Source organism: Janibacter sp. A1S7 (assembly GCF_037198315.1).
Lineage (GTDB): Bacteria > Actinomycetota > Actinomycetes > Actinomycetales > Dermatophilaceae > Janibacter > Janibacter alittae.
Window position 1 is genome coordinate 1,869,519 of record NZ_CP144913.1, and the last position, 23,366, is coordinate 1,892,884.

General features: G+C 71.1%; 23 protein-coding genes. 2 read left to right on the forward strand and 21 right to left on the reverse strand.

Annotated elements, in window-relative coordinates; all coding sequences use genetic code 11:
- Positions 1–40: 40 nt before the first annotated feature.
- Positions 41–589, forward strand: a complete 549-nt coding sequence (locus V1351_RS08890) for a hypothetical protein (protein WP_338747802.1) — start codon at positions 41–43, stop codon at positions 587–589.
- Positions 586–1,833 carry a cation:proton antiporter gene (locus tag V1351_RS08895; protein ID WP_338747803.1) on the forward strand — a complete coding sequence of 416 codons (1,248 nt, stop codon included), beginning with the start codon at positions 586–588 and terminating at the stop codon, positions 1,831–1,833. The genes V1351_RS08890 and V1351_RS08895 overlap by 4 nt, the downstream gene beginning before the upstream one ends.
- A gap of 18 nt (positions 1,834–1,851) precedes the next feature.
- On the opposite strand, the gene V1351_RS08900 is transcribed toward V1351_RS08895, so the two are convergent.
- From V1351_RS08900 to pyrR, 21 genes are all read right to left on the reverse strand, one after another.
- A complete protein-coding gene (locus V1351_RS08900) occupies positions 1,852–2,286 on the reverse strand; it encodes a PH domain-containing protein (RefSeq protein ID WP_338747804.1) in 435 nt (144 codons plus the stop codon).
- Positions 2,274–3,113 carry an ATP phosphoribosyltransferase gene (gene hisG, locus V1351_RS08905; protein WP_338747805.1) on the reverse strand — a complete coding sequence of 280 codons (840 nt, stop codon included), beginning with the start codon at positions 3,111–3,113 and terminating at the stop codon, positions 2,274–2,276. The genes V1351_RS08900 and hisG overlap by 13 nt, the downstream gene beginning before the upstream one ends.
- Positions 3,114–3,123: 10 nt before the next feature.
- Positions 3,124–3,387, reverse strand: a complete 264-nt coding sequence (locus V1351_RS08910) for a phosphoribosyl-ATP diphosphatase (protein ID WP_338747806.1) — start codon at positions 3,385–3,387, stop codon at positions 3,124–3,126.
- An 11-nt stretch (positions 3,388–3,398) separates the two neighbouring features.
- On the reverse strand, positions 3,399–4,112 hold the full coding sequence (locus V1351_RS08915; RefSeq protein ID WP_338747807.1) for a nicotinamide mononucleotide transporter family protein: 714 nt from the start codon (positions 4,110–4,112) through the stop codon (positions 3,399–3,401).
- Between the two features lie 27 nt (positions 4,113–4,139).
- Positions 4,140–4,796, reverse strand: a complete 657-nt coding sequence (rpe, locus tag V1351_RS08920; RefSeq protein ID WP_338747808.1) for a ribulose-phosphate 3-epimerase — start codon at positions 4,794–4,796, stop codon at positions 4,140–4,142.
- 58 nt (positions 4,797–4,854) lie between these two features.
- Positions 4,855–6,348 carry an RsmB/NOP family class I SAM-dependent RNA methyltransferase gene (locus tag V1351_RS08925; RefSeq protein ID WP_338747809.1) on the reverse strand — a complete coding sequence of 498 codons (1,494 nt, stop codon included), beginning with the start codon at positions 6,346–6,348 and terminating at the stop codon, positions 4,855–4,857.
- Complete coding sequence (fmt, locus tag V1351_RS08930; RefSeq protein WP_338747810.1) at positions 6,345–7,277, reverse strand: methionyl-tRNA formyltransferase; 933 nt, start codon at positions 7,275–7,277, stop codon at positions 6,345–6,347. The genes V1351_RS08925 and fmt overlap by 4 nt, the downstream gene beginning before the upstream one ends.
- A gap of 61 nt (positions 7,278–7,338) precedes the next feature.
- Positions 7,339–9,306, reverse strand: coding sequence for a primosomal protein N' (locus tag V1351_RS08935; protein WP_338747811.1), 1,968 nt, complete (start codon positions 9,304–9,306; stop codon positions 7,339–7,341).
- Between the two features lie 48 nt (positions 9,307–9,354).
- Positions 9,355–10,578 carry a methionine adenosyltransferase gene (gene metK / locus V1351_RS08940; protein ID WP_338747812.1) on the reverse strand — a complete coding sequence of 408 codons (1,224 nt, stop codon included), beginning with the start codon at positions 10,576–10,578 and terminating at the stop codon, positions 9,355–9,357.
- A 54-nt stretch (positions 10,579–10,632) separates the two neighbouring features.
- Positions 10,633–11,901 carry a bifunctional phosphopantothenoylcysteine decarboxylase/phosphopantothenate--cysteine ligase CoaBC gene (gene coaBC / locus V1351_RS08945; RefSeq protein ID WP_338747813.1) on the reverse strand — a complete coding sequence of 423 codons (1,269 nt, stop codon included), beginning with the start codon at positions 11,899–11,901 and terminating at the stop codon, positions 10,633–10,635.
- Positions 11,902–11,911: 10 nt separating this feature from the next.
- Positions 11,912–12,226 carry a DNA-directed RNA polymerase subunit omega gene (rpoZ, locus tag V1351_RS08950; protein WP_185992242.1) on the reverse strand — a complete coding sequence of 105 codons (315 nt, stop codon included), beginning with the start codon at positions 12,224–12,226 and terminating at the stop codon, positions 11,912–11,914.
- Positions 12,227–12,252: 26 nt separating this feature from the next.
- The gene (gene gmk, locus V1351_RS08955) at positions 12,253–12,807 is read right to left on the reverse strand and encodes a guanylate kinase (RefSeq protein WP_338747814.1); all 555 of its coding nucleotides are present in this window, start codon (positions 12,805–12,807) and stop codon (positions 12,253–12,255) included.
- Complete coding sequence (mihF, locus tag V1351_RS08960) at positions 12,804–13,160, reverse strand: integration host factor, actinobacterial type (protein ID WP_338747815.1); 357 nt, start codon at positions 13,158–13,160, stop codon at positions 12,804–12,806. Before mihF ends, gmk begins: the two co-directional genes overlap by 4 nt.
- A gap of 2 nt (positions 13,161–13,162) precedes the next feature.
- On the reverse strand, positions 13,163–14,029 hold the full coding sequence (gene pyrF / locus V1351_RS08965; protein WP_338747816.1) for an orotidine-5'-phosphate decarboxylase: 867 nt from the start codon (positions 14,027–14,029) through the stop codon (positions 13,163–13,165).
- 19 nt (positions 14,030–14,048) lie between these two features.
- On the reverse strand, positions 14,049–15,023 hold the full coding sequence (locus V1351_RS08970; protein WP_338747817.1) for a dihydroorotate dehydrogenase: 975 nt from the start codon (positions 15,021–15,023) through the stop codon (positions 14,049–14,051).
- Positions 15,023–15,919, reverse strand: a complete 897-nt coding sequence (locus V1351_RS08975; protein ID WP_338747818.1) for a dihydroorotate dehydrogenase electron transfer subunit — start codon at positions 15,917–15,919, stop codon at positions 15,023–15,025. The genes V1351_RS08970 and V1351_RS08975 overlap by 1 nt, the downstream gene beginning before the upstream one ends.
- Positions 15,916–19,266, reverse strand: a complete 3,351-nt coding sequence (carB, locus tag V1351_RS08980; protein ID WP_338747819.1) for a carbamoyl-phosphate synthase large subunit — start codon at positions 19,264–19,266, stop codon at positions 15,916–15,918. The genes V1351_RS08975 and carB overlap by 4 nt, the downstream gene beginning before the upstream one ends.
- Positions 19,266–20,432, reverse strand: coding sequence for a glutamine-hydrolyzing carbamoyl-phosphate synthase small subunit (carA, locus tag V1351_RS08985; RefSeq protein WP_338747820.1), 1,167 nt, complete (start codon positions 20,430–20,432; stop codon positions 19,266–19,268). The genes carB and carA overlap by 1 nt, the downstream gene beginning before the upstream one ends.
- The gene (locus V1351_RS08990) at positions 20,429–21,757 is read right to left on the reverse strand and encodes a dihydroorotase (RefSeq protein WP_338747821.1); all 1,329 of its coding nucleotides are present in this window, start codon (positions 21,755–21,757) and stop codon (positions 20,429–20,431) included. The genes carA and V1351_RS08990 overlap by 4 nt, the downstream gene beginning before the upstream one ends.
- Positions 21,754–22,728 (reverse strand): aspartate carbamoyltransferase catalytic subunit, encoded by a 975-nt coding sequence (locus tag V1351_RS08995; protein WP_338747822.1) that lies wholly within the window; start codon positions 22,726–22,728, stop codon positions 21,754–21,756. Before V1351_RS08995 ends, V1351_RS08990 begins: the two co-directional genes overlap by 4 nt.
- Entirely contained in the window at positions 22,725–23,309 is a 585-nt protein-coding gene (gene pyrR, locus V1351_RS09000; RefSeq protein WP_338747823.1) for a bifunctional pyr operon transcriptional regulator/uracil phosphoribosyltransferase PyrR, read from the reverse strand. Before pyrR ends, V1351_RS08995 begins: the two co-directional genes overlap by 4 nt.
- Between the last annotated feature and the right edge of the window lie 57 nt (positions 23,310–23,366).

Here is a 23,366-nt window from a genome sequence, read left to right on the forward strand (position 1 = left end):
GCAGCCTACCGAGCGTCAGGACGGGCTAGTGTTCGCCCCGATGTCACCGCTGACCCGGATCCTCGCCCACGCCGGCAGTGCGCCCCCTTCGTGCGGCCGGGTCCACGTGATCGGGATCGACGGCCGCAGCGGCGCCGGCAAGACCTCCCTCGCGCACCAGGTCGCCGACGCCTGGTCGGCGCCCGTGGTGTCCATGGACGAGATCTACCCCGGCTGGGACGGCCTGGCGGAGGCGACGACGCTCCTCCTGCACGAGGTGCTCACCCCCCTGTCGCAGGGACGCACTGCGCTCGTCCCGACGTGGGACTGGTCCCGCGGTGCCCCCGGGCCCGGGCGGAGGCTCGAGGTCGGCGGTCGGCTCGTCGTCGAAGGGTGTGGCAGCACCGTGGGCCCGGCCGCGGCCCTCATCGGCACCCGGGTGTGGCTCGACGGTGACGAGAGCGTGCGACGGGAACGTGCGCTCCGGCGGGACGGCGAGGTCTTCGCTGCCCACTGGGACATGTGGGCGGAGCAGGAGTCCCGCGTCTTCGGCGCGGACCGGACGCGTGAGCGCGCCGATCTTCTCCTGGGGTCTAATCTCGCGGGGTGACCACCGAAGAACTCGGCCTCGAAGCAGCCCGGACGATCGGCCTGTGCCTCGGTGTCGGTGTCGTGGCGGTGATCCTCTCCGATCTCGCCGCACAGTGGCTGCCCCTGCCCACCGTCGTGCTGGAGATCCTGGGCGGCATCCTCATCGGCCCTGCCGTGCTCGGCATCGCTGCCGACAACCTGGTCGTCTCCTCGTTCTCGGAGCTCGGGCTGGCCGTGCTGATGTTCCTCGCCGGGTACGAGCTGCAGTTGTCCCGCATTGCGGGGCCGCCCCTTCGCGCGGCCTGCACCGGGTGGCTCATCTCCCTCGCGATCGCGCTCGTGGCGGGCATCACCGTGGTGACGCTGGCCCGACCGGAGGAGGGCCTGTCTGCCGGGATCATGATCGGCCTGATCTTCACCACCACGGCGCTGGGGACCATCCTGCCCATCCTGCGCGACGCAGGGGAGCTGGACACCCGGTTCGGCGGCGTCATGGTGGCGGTGGGCGCGATCGGCGAGTTCGGCCCGATCCTGGCCATCGCGTTGCTGCTGTCCGGCCAGAGCCCGCTGCACACGGTGGTGGTGCTCGTCGCGTTCGCGGGCGTCGCCGCCGCGACGTTGACGATGGCATCGCGCCCTCGGTCGCCGAGGTGGAGCCGGCTGCTCAGCCACACCCTGACGACCAGCGGGCAGCTGGGTGTGCGCGTGGCCATGCTCATCGTGATCCTCCTGGCGTGGACAGCCGGTCACCTGGGCCTGGACGTCCTCCTCGGGGCCTTCGTCGCAGGGCTGGTGGCCAGGCTGTTCCTCTCCGGCGTCGACGAGCACACGCAGGAACAGACCATCGCGCGGTTGGAGGGTGTCGGCTACGGGTTCCTGGTGCCGATCTTCTTCGTCGTCAGCGGGATCCGGTTCGACCTCGCCTCCCTGCTGAACGACCCCGGGGCCCTGCTGATGATCCCGCTCTCGCTCGTCGGCTTCCTCGTCATCCGTGGCCTACCGACCTACCTCGCGCTGCGGGGCACCCTCTCGGGAAGGGAACGGGTGGGAGCGGGCATCTACTCCGCCACCGCTCTCCCCCTCGTCGTGGTCATCACCACCATCGGGGTCGACAGCGGGGAGCTGACCGAGGCCACCGCTGCCGCCCTCGTCGGGGCGGGCATGGTCTCCGTCCTGGCGTTCCCGCTCATCGCCACTCGAGTGCGCGGGGTCTCCGCCACGCCGTTCACCGGCACGTGGACCGGCGGTCAGGACGCGCTCTAGGAACCTGACGCGGGCTGTCTACCTGCCGACGAGGTCGGCAAGCCGCTGCGCCTCGTCGCCCGAGCGTGGGCCGTCGGCCCGCTGGATGGCCATGACGGCCATGTCGGTGCCGTCGGCGAGGTCGAGGCGCACCCAGGGCATGCCCTGGGAGAAGCGCACCGCGACGATGTCCTCCCACGGCACGTACTCCCCCGGCCCGAGGTTGCGTACCCACAGTCCGGCCGCATCGGGCCGCGCGTGGATCGTGGCATAGCGGTGCAGGAAGGCAGCGGTCGCGACCCCGATCCCTGCGATGGTGAGCCGGTCCACGACGCCGTAGTGCCCGGGCATGGTCAGGGCGAGCACGACGGCTCCGACGAGGATCCCGACCCCGATGACGATGGGCACGATCCGACCGCGCACCGGCCGGAAGATCTGTCCCGAGGAGCGGCCGGCGGCGGTCACAGCCGGCACGCCGAGATCTCGGTCACGAGGATGGCCCTGGCGCCGAGGTCGTACAGCTGGTCCATGATCCGGTTGGTTCGTCCGCGCGGGACCATCGAGCGCACCGCACACCACCGCTCGTCGTGCAGCGTGCTCACGGTCGGCGACTCCAAGCCCGGTGTCAGCTGCACCGCGTGCTCGACGAGATCGGCCGGGCAGTCGTAGTCGAGCAGCACGTACTCCCGTGCGGTGACGACCCCCTTGATGCGACGGTGGAGCACGTCGATGCCGCTCTCGCTGGCGTCGGACCGGCGGATGAGCACGGCCTCGCTGCGCAGGATCGGCTCGCCGAAGACCTCCAGACCCTGCTGGCGCAGGGTCGTGCCGGTCTCGACGACGTCCGCGATCGCGTCGGCGACACCGAGGGTGATGGCGGTCTCCACGGCACCGTCGAGACGGACGACCTCGGTGGACACCCCCTTCGCCTCGAGGTGGCTGCGTACGAGCCCCGCGTAGGAGGTGGCGACGCGGCGGCCGTCGAGGTCCGCTGCGGAGCTGGCTTCGCCCGGACGTCCGGCGAAGCGGAAGGTCGATCCCGCGAAGCCCAGGCCCATGATCTCGGTGGCGGCGGACTCTGAGTCGAGCAGCAGGTCACGGCCGGTGATGCCCGCATCGACCTGTCCCTGGCCGACGTAGACGGCGACGTCACGCGGACGCAGGTAGAAGAACTCCACGTCGTTGTCGGGGTCGGCGACGATCAGCTCCTTGCTGTCGCGGCGGACCCGGTACCCCGCCTCACGGAGCATCTCCACGGCGGGTTCGGACAGGGAGCCCTTGTTGGGCACGGCGATGCGCACGTCGGTCCTCTCAGAGGTGGGTGTAGACGTCGTCGGGGGTCAGGCCACCGTCGATCATCAGCACCTGCAGGTGGTAGAGCAGCTGGCTGATCTCCTCGGCCAGCTCCTCCTTGCTCTCGTACTCCGCGGCCATCCACACCTCGGCGGCCTCCTCGACGATCTTCTTGCCGATCGCGTGGGTTCCGGCGTCGAGCTGGGCGACGGTGCCCGAGCCCTCCGGCCGTTCCGTGGCCTTCCGGGTGAGTTCGGCGAAGAGGGTCTCGAAGGTCTTCACAACGGCCCAGCCTAGTTGGCCGAGGTGCGCGTCGATGCCTCGGGTTCATGGTCCGGACTCTCGGTCCGGGTCGCGCGCCGCCACACGAGGAAGCCGTAGCCGACGAAGATCGCGTAGAGCGCGTAGAGCAGGGCGGTCGGCAGGTACCCGCTGTGCCACAGGAGGGGCACGCCCACGAGGTCCACGCCGATCCAGATCAACCAGAACTCGTTCCAGCCCCGCGCCATCGCGTACGTGGCGAGCAACGAGCCCATGAAGATCCAGGCGTCCGCCCAGTAGTACCAGCGTGGCGCCGGCCAGCCGGCGCCGAGCGCGGCGAAGACCTGTTGCACGACGACGATCCCGATGACGAGGGTGAGCGCCAGACCGAGGCGCTCTGCCCCCTTCGCCCACCGTGGCGTGATCGCCCGGCCGTCGTCGTCGCCCTGGTGCGCCTTGATGCGCTGCCACCGCCACCAGCCGAAGAGCGAGGTGGCGATGAAGAAGATCTGGCGGGCCGACTGGCCGAACAGCGGCGCCTTGTCGTGGACGTCCAGCGTGATGCCGATGTAGACGAGGAAGAGGATCGCGTTGCCGACGATCCCGACCGGCCAGGCCCACACCCTGCGCAGCATCCCTCCGACCGCCGAGGCGAGACCGAAGCCGATCCCGATGACCTCCATGAGCGAGAGTCGGTAGCCGGCGATGTCGAGGGCGGCCGAGTAGATCCACTCGATGATCGACATGCGTCGTCCCTGACCTGGCCGCAGCGCTCAGTGGGAGTGGCGGAGCGCCAGCTCCCGCAGCTCGTCGACCGCGGACGCCGCCTCGTGCGCCCCGTACACGGCTGACCCGGCGACGAAGACGTCGGCGCCGGCCTCGGCGCACTGCTCGATGGTCCCGGCGGAGACGCCGCCGTCGACCTGGACCCAGATGTCACCGCCGTGCTTCCTCACGGCCTGGCGGACCTGCTCGACCTTGGGCATCTGGTCGGCCATGAAGGACTGCCCGCCGAACCCCGGCTCAACCGTCATGACGAGAACCATGTCGACCTCCGTCAGCAGCTCCTCGTAGGGAGCGAAGGCGGTCCCCGGCTTGAGCGCCATGCTCGCCCGGGCACCCTGACCGCGGATGTCGCGGGCGAGCGTCACCGGGTCCTTCGCTGCCTCGATGTGGAAGGTGACGCTCTTGGCTCCGGCCTCGGCGTACGGCGGTGCCCAGCGGTCCGGGTCCTCGATCATCAGGTGGCAGTCGATCGGGATCGGGCTGACCCGCAACAGCGACTCGACGATCGGCAGGCCGAGCGTCAGGTTGGGCACGAAGTGCGCGTCCATGACGTCGACGTGTGCCCAGTCGGCGTTGCTGATCGCGGCCAGCTCGGACTCGAGGTTGGCGAAGTCGGCGGAGAGGATGCTCGGGGAGATCTGCACGGGGGCCAGTACACCACTCGGCGGCCACGAGGCGGATACCGGTACCAGGACCCGCGGACTACGCGCGTTTGCGCAGGACGGCGAGGAACATCCCGTCCGTGCCGTGGATGTGGGGCCACATCTGGGCATGGGGGCCGTCGCCGAGATCGGTCAGGCCCCCTGTCGCGACGTGGGCAAGCAGGTCACGTGCCTCGATCTGCTCCACGTCGTCACGCTTCTTCAGCACGTCACGGACGACGAAGGTCGTCTCGGACAGGTGCGGACTGCACGTCGCATAGGCGACGACACCTCCGGGTCGGGTGGCCTCGATGGCTGCGACCAGCAGCCCACGCTGGAGGGGGCCGAGACCGACGAGGTCGCTCGGCTGACGCCGCCAGCGTGCCTCCGGGCGCCGGCGCAGGGCGCCGAGGCCGGTACACGGTGCATCGACGAGGACGCGGTCGTAGCGCTCTGGCTCGTCGACGCCGAACTCACGACCGTCGCCGGTCCGAACCTCGAGGTGCCGGCCGGCGGTCTGCGCGGCGGTCAGCGCCGGACGCAGCGTCTGGCGCACCAGCTCGGCGCGGTGGTCGCTGATCTCGTTGGCCACGAGGTCCGCCCCCTGCGCCAGCGCCTCGGCGGCGAGCAGTCCGGCCTTCCCGCCGGGGCCGGCGCACAGGTCGAGCCACTGCTCGGTGGCACCGTCACCGCGCCCGCTGACCGGCGCGGCTGCGAGGGCGAGGGCGAGCAGCTGGCTCCCTTCGTCCTGGACGGCCGCACGTCCGTCGCGGACTGCCGCAATGGCACCGGGATCTCCTCCGTCGAGCTCCGCGGCGAAGGGGGACCATCGCCCGACGTGGGCACCGGCTCCGAGCAACTCGTCGACCTCCGCGAGACCCGGACGGGCGACGAGCGAGACGGGCGCGGGGACGTTGTGCGCTGCGAGCAGCTCCGCGACCGCGTTGTCGGCGGTCTCGGACGTGGCCACGCCGTGGCCGATGAGGGCCTGACGCAGTGCCTTGACGATCCAGACCGGGTGGGAGTGCTCGATCGAGAGCCGCTCGGCGAGCGGCTCGACGGGGACGACCCGCTCGCGCCATTCCGCCACGCTGCTCTCGGAGATGCGACGCATCACGGCGTTGACCAGACCCGCCGCCCCGGGCCCGGCGACCGAGCGGGCGAGGGCGACGGCCTGGTCAGCGGCGGCATGGTCCGGCACCCGCATGGCCAGAACCTGGTGGGCTCCCATCCTCAGGACGTCGAGGACACCGCCGTCGAGTCGGCTCGTCGCTCGTCCGGCCGCCTCGGTGATGACCGCGTCGTAGAAGCCCTGCATCCGCAGGGTCCCGTACGTCAGCTCGGTGGCGAAGGCGGCGTCCCGATCGTCCAGTCGAGCACGCCGCAGTGCCTTGGGCAGCTCGAGGTTGGCGTAGGCGCCCTCGCCGACGGCCTGCAGAACGGCATGTGCGGTCCTGCGCGCCGGACTGCCCCGGCGCGAGCGCTCGGCAGGTGCGGTCCGCGACTTCTGCCGGGGTCCGCGGCGCCGGTCACCACCACCTCGTGCATCACTCATGCCGGCTCCTCACCCAGTCGCTCATCCGCGGCCATCCGCACTCCCCGCGCCCAGTCGGCGGCGGGCATCGCCTTCTTGCCCAGGGGGGTGACATCACCCAGCCGGATGGCCCGGTCGGCGGTACCGACGAGGACCTCGTGCTTGCGCGCGTCGACGCGACCTGCCGGCAGGGTCTCGTCGGTGATCGTCACCGGACCCAGCTTCAGCCGGTCGCCACGGAAGGTCGTCCACGCGCCGGGGGCCGGGGTGCAGCCACGGATGTGGCGATCGACCGCCAACGACGGATGGGACAGGTGGACCCGGGCGTCCGCGACGGTGAGCTTGGCGGCGTGGCTGACCCCCTCCGCCGGCTGTTCCTGCGGCGCGAGATCGCCGGTCCCGATCCCGTCCATCGTCGCCAGGAGAAGGGGGGCACCCGCCTCGGCGAGCCGGTCCAGCACCGTCCCCGAGGTGTCGTCCGGACGAATCCGCTCGGTCATCGTCCCGTAGACGGGCCCGGTGTCGAGGCCGGCCTCGATCAGGAAGGTACTGGCCCCGGTGATCTCGTCACCGGCGATGAGTGCCCGCTGCACCGGAGCCGCACCGCGCCACGCCGGCAGCAGCGAGAAGTGGAGGTTGACCCACCCGTGGGTCGGGATGTCCAGGACCTGCTGCGGCAGGAGCGAACCGTAGGCGACGACCGGGCAGCAGTCCGGCGCCAGCTCGGTCAGGGCGGCCACGAACTCGGGCTCCCGGGGGCTGCCCGGAGTCAGCACCGGCAGTCCCAGCTCCTGCGCCACGGTCTTGACCGGCGACGGCTCGAGGCGCCGACCCCGTCCGACCCGGGCGTCCGGTCTGGTGACCACCGCGACGACCTCGTGGTCGGAGTCGGCCAGGGCACGAAGGGAGGGGACGGCGACCTGCGGGGTCCCGGCAAAGATCAGTCGCACGGGGGCAATCCTAGGGCGCATCGCCGTGCTCCACGTCGAGGCCACCCCGGGCGCCCGGTCATCACAGTGCGCCGAGGTGCCCGATCCTCACCGACGTCAGGGTCTCCGCCTTGCGAGCGCTCTCCCCGGCCCGCAGATCCTTCAGTGCCGCGGCGACGAGCGGACCATCGGCGAAGGGCGCCTTGACGACCAGTCGACGCTGCTCGTCCGCGCCGGCCACCGGCAACGGCCCGAGGACCTGCGCCTGAGGTACCACCGCCCGCACGGCGTGCTCGACGGGCTCCACCCGCTTGCGGTGGGCAACGACCTCCGCGGTCCACGTGGTCGGGGGCAGGGAGAGTTCCGCGCGATCCGCCAGTTCGCGACCGGCGAACCACTGCGGGTCCCACCGCACGAGCGCCTCGACCGGAGGGATGGTCACGTGGCTCGGTGCGCCACAGAGCACGACCACTCCCCCGTCGGTCCACGACCGGCACAGTGCGGCAGCCGCGAACCAGCGACGCACCGCCTCCTCCGCTGCCCGCAGGTCGGGGCGGTCCAGACTCGCCCAGGCGTCCAGCAGGAGAACCGCCGCGTACCCCCCGTCGGCCACGGGTTCCGCCCCGGGGGTGGCCACGACGATCGCCGGCTCGCTCCCGACGCTCGCGTGCACCTCGCCCGCACCCGACGTGATGACCTTGGTGCCGGGGAACGAGCGGCCGATCTCCTCGGCCGTCCGTCGGGCGCCGATGATGCCGGCCCGCAACCGGTCGCCATCGCAGTGGGGACAGATGAAGCCGTGCGGGGCACGGCCACACCAGCCGCACCGAGGCGGTTCGTCCGACGACGGCAGGGCCAGTGGGCCCCGGCACTGGGGACATCGTGCCGGCGCACGGCAGGACGCGCACGACATCGCCGGGAGGTACCCGCGGCGGGGTACCTGGAGGAGCACCGGACCCCCCGACAGCGCGGTCGAGGCCGCCCGGTGCGCGGACGAGGGGATGTGCGCCCGGGCTCCGGGCCCGTCCCGCTCCTCGTCGGTCCCCTCACCGGCGACGAGCACCCGCGGGGCCTCCTGGCGCGAGGCCTGGCCCCCGACGAGATGGACCCGCCCCGAGTCGACGAGCGCCGCGACGTCGGTGGACATCGTCAGACCGCCGACGAGCACGGCCGCGTCCTCCACATCAGCACGCGTGGTCAGCACCTGACGCACGTGCGCGTACGGGGCCCGCGGCTCGACGTGCAGGTCGTCGCCGTCGTCCCACCACGCGACCAGCCCGAGGTCGTGCACCGGTGCATAGGCGGCCGCCCGGGTGCCCACGACCACGCGCACGTGCCCGCGCAGGACCTTCAGCCACGCGGTGTAGCGCGCCTGCGGTCCCTGGTCAGCGGTCAACCGCACGTGCCGGTCCGGCCCGAGAACCTCGGACAGCGCCTCGTCGACGCGGGTCACGTCCCGCTGGTCGGGTACGACGATCACCGTGCCCCGACCGGAGGCCAGTGCCGCACGAGCGGCCTGTGCGAGGGCCACCGGCCAGTCCGACGCCGCCGGTCGTGAGGGGGCGGCCAGCCACGCGGCGCGAGGCGACTCCCCCGCGGCCACCCGGGACCGCCACGCGGCCCCGGCCCGGTAGCCGGCCCACACGTCCGCAGTGGCGACCGGAGCGATGGGCGTCCTGTCGGGATCCCCCTGTGGCAGGGCCTTCTCCGCCCGCGCGTGCCGGGGCGGGATGGCCAGACGAAGGACGTCACCAGTCGTCCCTGCGTGGTGCACGGCCAGGCGCCGGGCCAGCTCGAGGACCTGCGGCGTGAGCACCGGCTCGTCGGAGACGACCGAGCGAATGGGAGCCAGGCGGCCGGTGTGCTCCGCGGCGTCGGCGCGTTCGACCAGGTAGCCGGGGCGGTCCCGGCCGGCGAACCGCACCTTGACCCGGACTCCGGGCTGCGCGGACTCGTCGAGCTCCTCGGGCACGAGGTACTCGAAGGGCCGGTCGAGGTGGACCAGCCCCGTGTCGACGAGGACCCGGGCGACGGGCAGGGACAGGAGCACGGGACAAACGTAACCGGGTGGGGTGTCAGCCGACCCGGGTGCATCGACTCAGCGGCGGACGGCCGCCCGCAACTCATCGACCTTGGTCGTCTGCTCCCACGGGAAGGCGTTGTCGTACCCAGCAGCCGAGGTGCGCCCGAAGTGGCCGTAGGCAGCCGTCGGTGCGTAGATCGGCCGCAGGAGGTCGAGCTCCTCGACGATCGCCAGCGGGCGCAGGTCGAACACGGCGTCCACCGCGCGCTGGATCGCGTCCACCGGCACCGTCTCCGTGCCGAAGGTCTCGATGTACAGGCCGACCGGCTGCGCGGTGCCGATCGCGTAGGCGACCTGGACCTCGCACCGTCCGGCGAGTCCAGCGGCGACGACGTTCTTGGCGACCCACCGGGTGGCGTAGGCGGCGGAGCGGTCGACCTTCGAGGGGTCCTTGCCGGAGAAGGCACCGCCACCGTGACGGGCCATGCCGCCGTAGGTGTCGACGATGATCTTGCGTCCGGTCAGGCCGGCATCCCCCATGGGCCCGCCGATGACGAACTTGCCGGTCGGGTTGATCAGGGTGCGGTAGTCAGATGTGTCCAGCCGCACACCGGAGTCCTTCAGCTCGGTCATCACGGGATCGAAGACCTGCGCCATGATGTCGGCCGGTAGCTGGCTCTCGTGGTCGACCTCCGCGGAGTGCTGGGTCGAGAGCACCACGGTGTCCAGACGCATGGGGCTGTCGCCGTCGTAGTCGATGGTCACCTGGGTCTTCCCGTCGGGACGCAGGTAGTCCAGTCTCCCGTCCTTGCGGACCTCGGTGAGTCGCTGGGAGAGCCGGTGGGCGAGGTAGATCGGCAGCGGCATGAGGTCGGGGGTGTCCTGGCAGGCGTAGCCGAACATCAGGCCCTGGTCGCCCGCGCCCTGCTTGTCCTTGGGGTCGATCCCGCCGGTGCGGCTCTCGTAGGCGGTGTCGACGCCCTGGGCGATGTCGGGGCTCTGCGCGCCGATGGACACGGAGACGCCGCACGTGCGTCCGTCGAATCCCTTCTCGGAGGAGTCGTAGCCGACCCGGTCGGCGATGACCGATCGCACCAGGTGCGGGATCTCGACATAGGCCTCGGTGGTGACCTCACCGGCGATGTGGACCAAGCCGGTCGTGACCATCGTCTCGACGGCGACGCGACTGTGCGGGTCGGCCTCGAGCATGGCGTCGAGGATCGAGTCCGAGATCTGGTCGCAGATCTTGTCGGGGTGACCTTCGGTCACCGACTCTGAGGTGAAGAGACGTCCGGTCACGCATTACTCCCGGGTTCGACTGGCAGGCGGAGGGACCGCCCGGTTGGGGCGCGGTCAGTCTATGGCCCGCAACCCCGCGGGATGGAGGGAGGCCACCACCGCGTCCCAGATGCCCTCGGAGACGGCCCGCTTGCTCGCGGGGCCGATGTCGACCGCATCGTCCCGACCCCGGGTGAGGACGTGCACCGTGGTGTCGTCGGCGCCGAAGGTCAGGCCCGCCCCCACCTCGTTGACGACGAGCAGGTCGCAGCCCTTGCGAGCGAGCTTGGCACGCCCGAGCTCGAGCACGGAGCCGGTCTCGTCGCCCGTCTCCGCAGCGAAGCCGACGAGCAGTGGTGAGGCGGCACCACCCCGTGCCGAGACCAGGCCGGCGAGGATGTCGGGGTTGCGCACGAGCGTGATGGACGGGGCCGCGTCCGGGTCGGCCGGATCGTGCGTCTTCTTGATCTTCGACGCTGCGTAGTCGGCCGGGCGGAAGTCCGCGACGGCGGCCACCATGACGACGACGTCGTGGTCGGCAGCGCGGGCGTCCATCTCGGCCTGCAACTCCAACGCGGTCTCCACCGGGACGACATCGATGCCGGGAGCGACGGGCAACTCGAGGTTGGCCGCGACGAGGGTCACCCGGGCGCCGCGGGCAGCGGCCACCTCGGCCACCGCCAGTCCCTGCTTGCCGGAGGAGCGGTTGCCCAGGTACCGCACGGGATCGAGCGGCTCGCGGGTCCCGCCGGTGCTCACGAGTACCGCATGCTCGGTGAGGTCGTGTCCGCTGCCGCCCTCGGGCCGCGGACCCGAGGTGCCGCCGACAGCAGCCATCGCCGCAGCGTGCATGTCCTCCGGCTCGGGCAGGCGACCGGGCCCGGTGTCGGTGCCCGTCAGCCGACCCGAGGCCGGGTCGATGATCGTGACACCGCGCTCACGCAGGGTCGCCACATTCGCCCGGGTCGCGGCGTGCTCCCACATCTCGGTGTGCATGGCCGGCGCCAGCACGACCGGGCAACGCGCAGTGAGCAGGACGTTGGTCAGGAGATCGCCCGCGAGCCCGTGGGCGGCCTTGGCCAACAGGTCTGCCGTCGTCGGCGCGACGACGACGAGATCGGCCTCCTGGCCGATGCGCACGTGGGGCACATCAGTGATGTTGCTCCAGACGTCGGTCTGGACCTGCCGACCGGACAGCGCCTCCCAGGTCGGCGCCCCGACGAAGCGCAATGCAGCCTCGGTGGGTACGACGGTCACCTCGTGACCGCCCTCGCTGAACAGGCGCAGCAGGAGCGCCGCCTTGTAGGCGGCGATACCGCCGCCCACACCGAGGACGATGCGCACGAAGGCGGCCTCAGACCTCGTCGGTCGCCGGGATGTCCACGATGGACTCGACCGTGGCGTCGGCGGGCTTGCTGGCTTCCTTGGTCAGCAGGCCCTCGTCGATCTCGCGCAGGGCGATCGACAGCGGCTTCTCGTGGACCTGGGCGTCCACCAGCGGGCCGATGTACTCCAGCAGGCCCTCCTGCAACTGCGAGTAGTAGGCGTTGATCTGGCGGGCGCGCTTAGCCCCGTAGATCACGAGGGCGTACTTGCTGTCCGCCCGCTCGAGGAGATCGTCGATCGGCGGCTTGGTGATGCCGATGGGATTGGCCTTGGTACCGGACACGTCGAGGTGGTCCTTCGTCGTCGGGGTCAGTCGGATCTCATCAATGATACGAGTTCCTCGGCGGCACGACGAATGTCGTCGTTGACGACGACGTGGTCGAACTCGTGCTGGGCCGCCAGCTCGACCTTCGCGGTGTCCAACCGGACGGCCCGTTCCTGCGCCGTCTCGGTCCCGCGACCCTCGAGTCGGCCGACGAGCTCATCCCACGACGGCGGGGCGAGGAAGACGAATCGGGCGTCCGGCATCGACGCGCGCACCTGACGTGCCCCCTGCAGGTCGATCTCGAGCAGGGGGAGCTTGCCCTCGTCCAGCGCCCGGTCCACAGGGCCCCGCGGTGTGCCGTAGGAAGCGCGGCCGTGGACGACGGCCCACTCGAGCATCTCGCCCTCGCCGACCTTGGCAGCGAACTCCTCGCCGGAGATGAAGTGATAGTGCACCCCGTCGACCTCGCCGGGGCGCGGTGGTCGCGTGGTGGCCGATACCGAGAGCCACACCTCGGGGTGGTTCTCGCGGATCCAGGCGGCCACGGTGCCCTTGCCGACGGCGGTCGGGCCCGCGAGGACGGTCAGGCGCGATGTCATGGGCTCTCGAACCTCTCGACGAGGGCCCGGGCCTGGTGTGGTCCCAGGCCACGGATCCGGCGTGACCGGGCGATGCCGTGCTCGTCCATCAGCTGACCCGCCCGGACCTCTCCCACACCCGGCATCGACTGGAGGAGCTCGAGGACCTTCAGCTTCGCGATCGCCGGATCGTGGGCACCGTCGGCGATGACCTGGCTGATGGTCACGCTCCCCTGCTTGAGCCGACGCTTGACGACAGCACGCTCGCGACGGGCAGCAGTGGCCCTGGTCAGGGCGTGGGCACGCTGCTGGGCACTCAGCGAGGGGACGGGCACGAGCACTCCGGGGTCGAGCGAGAGGGGTGGCCCAACCATACTCAGACCCCGGTGATGTCAGCGACCTCGCCGGCGACCGTCCGAGCACGCTCCCGCAGCGCGGCCACGTGGGGGCCGGCACGCAGGACGTCGCGACTGCTGCTGGCCAGTACCTGCGGAAGGGCCCCGGCGAAGACCGCGCGCACGTCCCGGGCGGTCGCTCCCTGGGCTCCCAGGCCCGGAGCGAGGATCGGTCCGGCCATCGACGGCAGGTCGACGGACAGGTCGGACACGGCGGAGCCGACGGTGGCACCGACGACGAGTCCGACGCTTCCGAGCCTGCCGGCGGCCCGGTCGGGGGCGTTGTCCTGCGCCGCACCGTCCGCGATGGCGCCCGCGACCGACCGACCATCGGGCAGGTGGGCGTGCTGGACCTCGGCCCCCTCCGGGTTGGACGTCAGCGCGAGGACGAAGACCCCTCGCCCGGTGGTGTGCGCGAGGTCGATCGCCGGACGCAGCGAGCCGTACCCCAGGTAGGGGCTGAGCGTGATCGCATCCGCAGCGGACGGCGCGTCCCGGCCGAGGAAGGCCTCGCCGTAGGCGTCGACGGTGGTGCCGATGTCACCGCGCTTGACGTCGAGGACGGTCAGGGTGCCGGACTCGCGCAGTTCGCCGAGCGCTCGCTCGAGGACAGCCACCCCCTTCGCCCCGAAGACCTCGAAGAAGGCCGACTGGGGCTTGACGGCCGCGACCGAGCCCCCGAAGGCCTCGACACAGGTCATGGTGAATCGCTCCAGACCCGCGAGGTCGTAGGACAGACCCCAGGACTCGAGGAGCCCGCGGTGCGGGTCGATCCCCGCGCAGAGTGGGCCGTGCTCGGCCATCGCCGCCTGCAGACGACCACCGAAGGGGGTGGTGTCCGGGCTCATGTCCTGCTCCTGACGCAGTTCATGCGGTGAATCTCTCGTGGGCGATGCCGACGACGTCGGCAAGACGCTCGAAGCCCCGGTCCGCGACGAGCTGCTCCAGCTCGACACCGACCCGGTGGGGGGCACTCGGGTCGTTGAAGGCCGCGGTCCCGACCTGGATGGCGGTGGCACCGGCCGCGACGAGCTCCAGCGCGTCCGTGCCGTGGCGCACTCCCCCGACGCCGACGATCGGGGCCGCCCTGATCCGCCCCTCGCGCATCGCACCGGCCACCTGCCAGATGGCCCGCACGGCCGTCGGGCGGATCGCGGGCCCGGACAGACCACCGGTCGCTGCGACAAGGTGCGGACGCAGCCGATCGGTGTCGATGGCCACCCCCAGGGTGGTGTTGATCATCGTCAGGCCGTGCGCCCCGGCCCGCAGCACGACATCCGCGATCTCGACGATGTCCGTGACGTCCGGGCTGAGCTTGGCCACCATCGGCAGGCCGCGCGGTACCTCCTCGCGCACGAGGGTGAGCACCTTGTGGGCACCCGCCGGGTCGCACGCGAAGACCAGGCCCCGGTTGGCGACGTTCGGACAGGAGATGTTGACCTCGAGCGCCGCGACGGCGCTCGCGTACCGGCTACGCACGATCGTCCGGGCGACGCGGGCGAACTCCGAGGCGGTGTTGCCCGCGATGGAGACGATGACCCGGGCACCGATCGAGTGCAACCACGCGAGGTCCTTCTCGACGAAGGCCCGCACGCCGGGGCCCTGCAGACCGATCGAGTTGAGCATGCCCGAGGGGGTCTCGGCCATGCGGGGGGTGCCTCTCCCGGAGACGGGGTCGAGTTTGACGGACTTCGTGACGAAGGCCCCCAGTGCGGTGATGTCGATGAAGCGGTGGATCTCGCGGCCGTTGGCGGCGCACCCACTCGCGGTCATCATGGGACTGGGCAGGCGGACGCCGCCGATGTCCACGGACATGTCGACGGCGGGTGCGGGAGTGCTCATCAGCGGACCACCGTGGGCGCACCGACGGCGTCCTCGGGAACACGGCAGTACCCGTCCTCGAAGGCCTCCCACCGCACGCGGTCACCGCGGAAGACGGGGCCGTCCAGACAGCTGCGGACCATGCTCGTCGTGCCCGACTCGTCGCGCACCGGCATCACGCAGGTCATGCAGACCCCGATGCCGCACGCCATCGCCTCCTCGACGGCGACCTGGGCGACGATGCCGTGCTCGTCGGCGATGGCACTCAGGGAGCGCAGCATGCCCATCGGTCCGCAACCGTAGACCACCGCGGCGCCCGTGCTCTCGATCAGATCGGGGACGACATCGGACACCCAGCCCCGGACCCCGACCGAGCCGTCGTCGGTGGTGACGGTGACCCCGTCGCCGACCCGACGTGCCTCCACGACCCCGAAGAGGCGGTCCGCGGACGCCGCGCCGAGGACCATCTCGACCGCGCAGCCGCGCTCGCGCAGCTGCTCCGCGAGCCAGAAGAGTGGCGCCGAGCCGTACCCGCCGCCGACGAGGACGCACGGCACGGGCTGCGCCGGGAGCGGGAAACCTCGCCCGAGCGGGCCGATGACCCCGACGCTCTCCCCCGGTTCCAGTGCGGTCAGGAGCCGGGTGCCCGCACCGTGGGCGGCGACGACGATCTCCGTCGTGCCGCCGTAGGTCCCCGCCGGGGAGACCTTGTGGATGGAGAAGCTGCGTCGCAGCAGCATCGAGCTCGTGCCGTCCCCCACGGACAGGGCGACGAACTGTCCCGGGCGCGCCAGCTCGGCCAGGCCGGGCGTGACGAGCGTGAGGTGCCGATAGCTGCCCGCAGCGACGTTGCCGATCACCTCGGCCTCGAGCTGCACCACCCCGGCACCTTCGCGGGCGGCGATCGTGCGCGTCACTGGTGAGCCCCGTACAGGTCGAGGTCGTAGGCGTGCTCCTGCAGCGGCTTGACGTCCAGCTCGCCGTTGATCCTGGATTCGATGGCCTGGACGGCGGCACCGAGCTGCTGGACGGTCGTGACGATCGGCTTGTCCATCGCCGTCGTCGCCGCGCGGATCGCGTAGCCGTCCGCTCGGGCATGCTGCCCCGACGGCGTGTTGAAGACGACGTCGACCTCACCGGCGAGGATCCGGTCGACGACGCTCACCTCCCCCTCGGCCCGGTCGGAGTGCTTGATCACGACCTCGCACTGGACGGCGTTGCGTCGCAACACGTCCGCGGTCCCCTGGGTGGCGAGGATGTTGAAGCCGAGGTCCATGAGGACCTTGATCGGGAAGATCATCGCCCGCTTGTCGCGGTTGGCGACCGAGACGAAGACCGTCCCCGACGTCGGCAGGCCGGTGGCGAGCGTGCCCAGCTGGCTCTTGGCGAAGGCGGCGCCGAAGTCGGCGTCGATCCCCATGACCTCACCCGTCGAGCGCATCTCCGGACCGAGGAGCGAGTCGACGACGTCGCCATCGGCGGTGCGGAACCGCTTGAAGGGCAGCACGGCCTCCTTGACCGACATCGGCGCCCGTGCCGGCATCGCCCCACCATCGAGGTCCTTCGGGAGGAGCCCCTCCGAACGCAGGTCGGCGATGGTGGCGCCGAGCATCACCCGGGCCGCGGCCTTGGCCAGCGGCACGCCGGTCGCCTTGGCCACGAACGGAACCGTCCGGGAGGCCCGTGGGTTCGCCTCGAGAACGTAGAGGACGTCCTGGGCGAGGGCGAACTGGACGTTCATCAGGCCGAGCACCCCGATGCCCTCGGCGAGCTTGCGGGTCGCCTCGCGCACCCGCGCCAGCTCGCTCGAGCCGAGCGTGGCGGGCGGGAGGGTGCAGCTGGAGTCACCGGAGTGGATCCCGGCCTCCTCGATGTGCTCCATGATCCCGCCGAGGTACATCTCGCTCCCGTCGTAGATCGCGTCGACGTCGATCTCGATCGCGTCGTCGAGGAAGCGGTCGACGAGGATCGGGTGCTCGGGTGAGGCCACGGCCGCTCGGGTGACGTACTCGCTCAGGGTGGTGTCGTCGTAGACGATCTCCATCCCCCGGCCACCCAGGACGTAGGACGGACGCACCAGGACCGGGTAGCCGATCCCACGGGCGATCTCGACGGCCTCCTCCGCGCTGAAGGCGGTACCGTGCTTCGGCGCGTTGAGCCCCGCCTCGTGCAGCACCCGCCCGAAGTGACCGCGGTCCTCGGCGAGGTCGATGGCCTCCGGGGAGGTCCCGACGATCGGCACTCCGGCTGCTTTGAGATCCCTCGCCAGACCGAGCGGGGTCTGACCGCCCAGCTGGACGATGACCCCGGCGACCGGACCGGCCTGGCTCTCGACGTGGATCACCTCGAGCACGTCCTCGAGCGTCAGCGGCTCGAAGTACAGGCGGCTGCTCGTGTCGTAGTCCGTCGAGACGGTCTCCGGGTTGCAGTTGACCATGACCGTGTCGTACCCCGCGTCGCGCAGGGCGAAGCTCGCATGGACGCAGGAGTAGTCGAACTCGACGCCCTGGCCGATCCGGTTCGGCCCCGAGCCGAGGATGATGACGGCCGGACGTTCCCGCGTCTCGACCTCGCTCTCCTCGTCGTAGGAGCTGTAGTGGTACGGCGTGCGCGCGGCGAACTCGGCGGCACAGGTGTCCACCGTCTTGTAGACCGGGCGGATCCCCAGGGCGTGCCGGACCCCGCGCACGACCGACTCGTCCATGCGGCGCAGCCGGGCGACCTGTGCGTCGGAGAACCCGTGCCGCTTCGCCAGGGTCAGCAGGTGCGGGGCCAGCTCGTCGGCATCGTGGACCTGTTGGGCGAGGTCGTTGATCAGGGCCATCTGGTCGAGGAACCACGGGTCGATCCTCGTCGCCTCGTGGACCTCCTCGACGGAGACCCGGGCGCGCATGGCCTGCTGCACCTGCACGATCCGACCGTCGGTCGGGACCCCGGACTGCTTGAGCAGCGCCCGGGCCTCCTCGATCGTCGGTTCCTCGCCGTCCCAGTGGAAGGCCGAGCCCGAGCGCTCGACGGAGCGCAGGGCCTTCTGCAGGGCCTCGGTGAAGTTGCGCCCGATGGACATCGCCTCGCCGACGGACTTCATCGTCGTCGTCAGCGTCGGGTCCGCTGCCGGGAACTTCTCGAAGGCGAAGCGAGGGACCTTGACCACGACGTAGTCGAGGGTCGGCTCGAAGCTCGCGGGTGTCTCCTGCGTGATGTCGTTGGGGACCTCGTCGAGGGTGTAGCCGATGGCCATCTTCGCGGCGATCTTGGCGATCGGGAAGCCGGTGGCCTTCGAGGCCAGGGCCGACGACCTCGAGACACGGGGGTTCATCTCGATGACGATCATCCGACCGTCGGCCGGGTTGATCGCGAACTGGATGTTGCACCCACCGGTCTCCACGCCGACCTCGCGGATGACCGCGATCCCCACGTCGCGCATCCTCTGGTACTCCCGGTCGGTCAGGGTGAGCGCCGGGGCGACGGTGATCGAGTCGCCGGTGTGCACGCCCATCGGGTCGAGGTTCTCGATGGAGCAGACCACGACGACGTTGTCGGCGTTGTCGCGCATCACCTCCAGCTCGAACTCCTTCCACCCCAGGATCGACTCCTCGAGGAGCACCTCGGTGGTGGGGCTGGCCCGCAGCCCGGCTCCGGCCATCCGGCGCAGGTCGTGCTCGTCGTAGGCGAAGCCCGAGCCCAGCCCACCCATGGTGAAGGAGGGCCGCACGACGACCGGGTACCCGAGCTCCTCCGCCGCGGCGAGGGTCTTGTCGAGCGCGTGGTTGACCTGCTGGCCCGGCGTCGACCCGGCAGGTGCGTCGTCGGCGTTGCAGATGATCGACTTCGCCGACTCCGCGCCGCAGCGCTCGACGACGCCCTTGAAGCGCTGCCGGTCCTCGCCGAGCTGGATCGCCTCGACGCTGGCGCCGATGAGCGGGCAGTTGTACTTCTCCAGCACACCCGCATCGTGCAGGGCGATCGCGGCGTTGAGCGCGGTCTGTCCACCGAGAGTGGCCAGCACGGCGTCCGGACGCTCGCGATCGATGATCTTCTCGACCACCTCGGGGGTGATCGGCTCGATGTAGGTGGCGTCCGCGAACTCGGGATCGGTCATGATCGTCGCGGGGTTGGAGTTGACCAGGACGACCCGGATCCCCTCTTCCCGCAGGACGCGGCACGCCTGGGTGCCGGAGTAGTCGAACTCGCAGGCCTGCCCGATGACGATCGGGCCGGAGCCGATGACGAGGACGCTGGAGATGTCGTCGCGCTTGGGCATCAGGCCTGGTTCTCCTTGGTGGTCGTGCTGGTGGTCTCGAGCAGGTCGACGTAGCGGTCGAAGAGGTAGCCGGCGTCACGCGGGCCGGCCGATGCCTCGGGGTGGTACTGGACGGAGAAGCCGAGCAGATCCCCCGCCTCGTTGCGCAGCTCCAGGCCCTCGACGACGTCGTCGTTGAGGCAGACGTGGCTGACCGTGACACTGCCGAAGGGGGTCTGTGTCGCCCCGTCGAGGGGGGCCTCGACGGCGAAGCCGTGGTTGTGGGCGGTGATCTCGACCGTGCGGGTCGAGCGGTCCATCACCGGTTGGTTGATGCCGCGGTGCCCGTACCTTAGCTTGTAGGTCGCGAAGCCCAGCGCCCGGCCGAAGAGCTGGTTGCCGAAGCAGATCCCGAAGTAGGGCAGTCCCTCCCGCAGCGCCTGGGTGAGCAGCTCGATCTGCTGCCCGGCGGTGGCCGGGTCCCCGGGGCCGTTGGAGAAGAAGAGCCCGTCCGGCGAGACCGCGCGCACATCATCCATCGTCGACGTCGCGGGGAGGACGTGGACCTCGATGCCGCGCTCGGCAAGACTGGCCGGAGTGGACGTCTTGACCCCGAGGTCGATGGCCGCCACCGTGAAGCGCTTCTCCCCCTTCGCCTCCACGACGTAGGGCTCCCTCGTACTCACCTCGGCGGCGAGCGCCGACCCGGCCATCTCGGGCGCCGAGCGGACCCGCTCCAGCAACGTCGCCTCGTCGGCAAGGGAGTCACCGGAGAAGATCCCGACACGCATCACACCCCGCTCGCGCAGGTGCCGGGTCAGCGCGCGGGTGTCGATGCCACCGATACCGACGACGCCGTGCTCGGTCAGGGCCTCGTCGAGGGTGCGGCGCGAGCGCCAGTTGCTCGGTCGGATCGCGGGGTCACGCACCACGTAGCCGTTGACCTGGATCCGGTCGGACTCGTCGTCCTCGTCGTTCCACCCGGTGTTGCCGATGTGCGGGGAGGTCATGACGACGACCTGGCCGTGATAGCTGGGGTCGGTGAGGGTCTCCTGGTAACCGGTCATGCCGGTGGTGAAGACGGCCTCGCCCACCGTCTCGCCGACGGCGCCGTAGACGCTGCCGGAGAAGGTGCGGCCGTCCTCGAGGACGAGGAGAGCGGGCTGGGTGGCTGGGTGGGTGCTCATGGGCGAACCTCTCCGTCGGCTACCGTGATGCGGCCGTTCAGGATCGTGGTGCGGACGCGACCGGTGAGCGTGCGTCCGGCGAAGGGGGTGTTGCGGGACAGGGACAGCGACGCGCCGGGGTCGACGGTGACCTCGGCACGTGGGTCGACGAGGACGAGGTTGGCGGGCGAGCCCGGGCGGATGTGCTGTCCGTGCTCGGCCAGCCCCGCGATCCGGGCAGGGGCGGTGGACATCCGCTCGGTGAGCAACGCCCAGTCCATGCGGCCGGAGGCGATCATCACGTCGTGGACGACGGAGAAGGCCGTCTCGAGCCCGAGCATACCGAAGGCCGCGTCGGGAAAGGCGTGCTCCTTGTCGTGCCGGGCGTGCGGGGCGTGGTCGGTGGCCACCGCATCGATCGTCCCGTCGACGAGCGCCTCGCGCAGGGCATCGACGTCCTCCTGCGGCCGCAGCGGGGGGTTGACCTTGAACACCGGGTCATAGCTGCCCAGCAGATCGGTCGTCAGCAGCAGGTGGTGGGGGGTCACCTCCGCGGTGATCCGGGCCCCGCGACGCTTGGCCCAGCGCACGGCCTCCACGCCCTCGGCTGTCGAGACGTGCGCGATGTGGACCCGGGACCCGGTGTGCAGAGCCAGCTCCGCGTCCCGCGCGATGATGCTCGACTCGGCCACGGCCGGCCAGCCGGTCAGTCCGAGTCGACCGCTGACCTCGCCCTCGTGGCAGCACGCGCCCGGCCCCGCGAGCGCCGGGTCCTGCGCGTGCTGGGAGACCACACCGTCGAAGGCCCGCACGTACTCCAGCGCGCGCCGCATCACGCGGGCGTCGTGGACGCATCTGCCGTCGTCGGAGAAGACGCGCACCCGGGCACGGGAGCGGTGCATCATCCCCAGCTCGGCCAGCTCGGCCCCCTCGAGGCCCTTGGTCACGGCGCCGACCGGGCGCACGTCGGCCAGCCCGGCGGCCACACCCAGGTCGAGGACGTGCTCGGCCGCCTCACCGGTGTCGGTCACCGGTGAGGTGTTGGCCATCGCGAGGACGGCGGTGAAGCCCCCGGCAGCCGCAGCGGCGGACCCGGACCGCACGGTCTCGGCGTCCTCCCGGCCCGGCTCGCGCAGGTGGGTGTGCAGGTCGACGAAACCGGGCAGGAGCACCAGCCCGTCGGCGTCGACGCGCTCGAGGTCGGTCTCGGTGGCGGCCCCCGTGGCGTCCGGGCCCACGGCGACGACGCGGCCGTCGCGGACGAGGACATCGGCGCTCTCGCCACCGTGGACGGCCGCTCCGGTCACGAGGAGGTCGTTGTGGCCACTCATCCTGTGTCCGTTCATGCGAGGCTCCCTTCGACGATGCCGTCCGAGGCGAGGAGGTGGTACAGGACGCTCATCCGCACGGCGACCCCGGCGCTGACCTGGTCGAGCACGAGGCTGCTGGCCGCGTCGGCGGCATCGGCGGCGATCTCCAGACCGCGGTTCATCGGGCCGGGGTGGCAGATGACCGCCTCGGGGTTGCGTCTGGTCAGTGTCGCGAGCCGATCGCGGGTGAGTCCGTAGCCGACCGTGTACTCGCGGGGCGTGGGGAAGAAACCACCGGCCATGCGCTCGCGCTGCACCCGCAGCATCATCAGCGCGTCGACGCCCGAGTCGATGACCTCGTCGAGGTCGTCCGAGAGGGCGAAGCCGTCGGCCGCCGCCCACGAGGCGACCCCGCTGGGCATGAGCGTGGGCGGTGCCACCACGGTGACGTGCGCACCGAGCCGTGGCAGGGCGAGCACGTTGGAGCGGAAGACCCGCGAGTGGGTGACATCACCGACGATCGCGATCCGCTTCCCCGCGAGCGGGCCGAGGCGCTGCTCGAGCGTGTAGGCGTCCAGGAGTGCCTGGGTGGGGTGCTCGTGGGTGCCGTCACCGGCGTTGAGGACCGAGGTGGCCACCCCGGACTCGTCGAACCAGCCGGCGACCTGCTGCGCGGCACCGGAGGCCTGGTGGCGCATGACGATGGCGTCCACACCCATTGCGGCGATGGTCCGCACGGTGTCGCGCAGGGACTCGCCCTTGGACGCCGACGAGCCCTTGCCGGTGATGTTGATCGTGTCGGCGCTCATCCACTTGCCGGCGATCTCGAAGGAGGAGCGCGTGCGGGTGGAGTCCTCGAAGAAGAGGTTGATCACGGTGCGTCCGCGCAGGGTCGGCAGCTTCTTGACCGCACGGTGCTGCACGTCGTGCATCTGCGCTGCGGTCGTGAGCACGGAGCGCAGGGCGTCGTCGTCCAGGTCGGAGACGGACAGCAGGTGCCTAGTCATCGTTCCGCCCTGGCGATCGTCACCGAGTCGTCGACGTCGTCGTAACCGGTCAGGCGCACCGTCACCCGCTCGGCGTGGGAGGTCGGCAGGTTCTTGCCGACGTGGTCGGCGCGGATCGGCAGCTCCCGGTGGCCACGGTCGACGAGCACCGCGAGTCGCACGGCCCGGGGGCGGCCGTAGTCCGCCAGCGCGTCGAGGGCGGCCCGCACGGTCCGGCCGGAGTAGAGGACGTCGTCGACGAGGACGACCACGCGGTCGTCGACCCCGGTCGAGGGGAAGTGGGTCTGGTGCGGGGTCTTCGTCGGACGACCCCGCAGGTCGTCCCGGTACATCGTCACGTCGAGCGAGCCGACGGGTACCTCGCTGCCCTCGATGTCGGCGATGAGGGCGCCCAGGCGGCGGGCGAGCTCCACACCGCGGCTGGGGATGCCCAGGAGGACGACGTTGCCGGCCCCCTTGTTGCGCTCGACGATCTCGTGGGCGATGCGGCGCAGCGCTCGGGAGATGTCACCGGCGCTGAGGACCTCACGATCGGGCGGGGACTGGTCAGGGGCCTGCGGGGGCGGCGAGTCCGGACACATGGGTGTCGTAGACCTCCTTCTCTGCCTCACGGGACAGCGGTTAAAGGATGTCGATCG